The 1,010-nt window shown below is 40.4% G+C and carries 1 protein-coding gene; it reads right to left on the bottom strand.

What is annotated here, in order from left to right:
- Positions 1 to 252 precede the first annotated feature (252 nt).
- The coding region (locus QM409_RS10715; protein ID WP_414305732.1) for an IS30 family transposase at positions 253 to 1,010 on the bottom strand (758 nt) is incomplete at its 5' end.

The following is a 1,010-nucleotide window of genomic DNA, read 5'->3' as shown; positions in this document are numbered from 1 at the left end:
GCTAAATTCCCAAAGTAAATTCCACCGCTAGTAGAAGTGGAAGTTAGTCTGATAAAAATCGTAAAAACCAGTGGAAATCCGTGTCAGGGTAAGTTCCACTGGTTTTACTCATGCTTGATTTCATCGCTTTTGTAGCCAAAATGAATCGAAAAAAAGAGCGCACAAAATCCCCTCATCTGAAAGCGTTTCAGATTAAGTTCCGCTATGGTGGAAGTTAGTGTGAGACGTTTGAATGGGGTTAAAGGTTAGTTTTTAGAACTTATTTTGGAGTAATTTAGACGACTGACAGACGTCTTCTGCAGGTATTTTAGAAATACCTAGAAGCTTAGGAATCTCTTCTCCATAGGTAAAGGCAAAGAGCTCATAGGCTGACTTTCCATTCAAAGCAGCACGTTTGACACTGTTGACATGAGAACAGACGAGATTAATGTCCTCCTGAGTTAAATTATCAAAGGAAGTTCGCTTAGGTAGAATGTCACGAATCAGCGTGTGATTTTTCTCAATTCTCCCTTTCTGGTCAGAGCGATTAGGGTCACAAAAGAAGAGTTTACTCTCTCCTCGCACATCCATTTCGATATCATCGACCCTGGCAAACTCTCCACCATTATCGGTAAGAATGACAGGAAAAAGTTGGAAGAAATCTTTGTCCGCTTCGTGAAGAGTGTTCTTAATATCATAGAGGTGTTTGGTAACCTCAAGGGCAGTTTTATTATCCAGAAACCTAGCGAAGATAAAGTTACAGAAAGACAGGTTGAAGGTAAGTAGGACTTTACCTCCCATTCTGCCCAGAACTGTGTCCATTTCCAACCAAGAGTCTAGTTGATTAAGGACTAAATAGTTTTGGAAATCCTCATAGGAACGGCCTTTTTTAGCTTCTTTAGGGATGGAAGGTAGCTTACTTTTCCGTCTTTCTTTGAATTTAACGGCTCTGGCTAGGTCAATAGGAGCGATAGATAAGTATCCTTTTCGGATATGTCGATAGACAGTTGAGGAGCTGACATCAAGATTGT

The organism is Streptococcus mitis (assembly GCF_047465045.1).
In the GTDB taxonomy this organism is placed as follows: Bacteria; Bacillota; Bacilli; order Lactobacillales; family Streptococcaceae; genus Streptococcus; species Streptococcus mitis_DT.
Note: the sequence above shows the minus strand (reverse complement) of the source record. Positions and strands in the feature narration are given on the sequence as shown.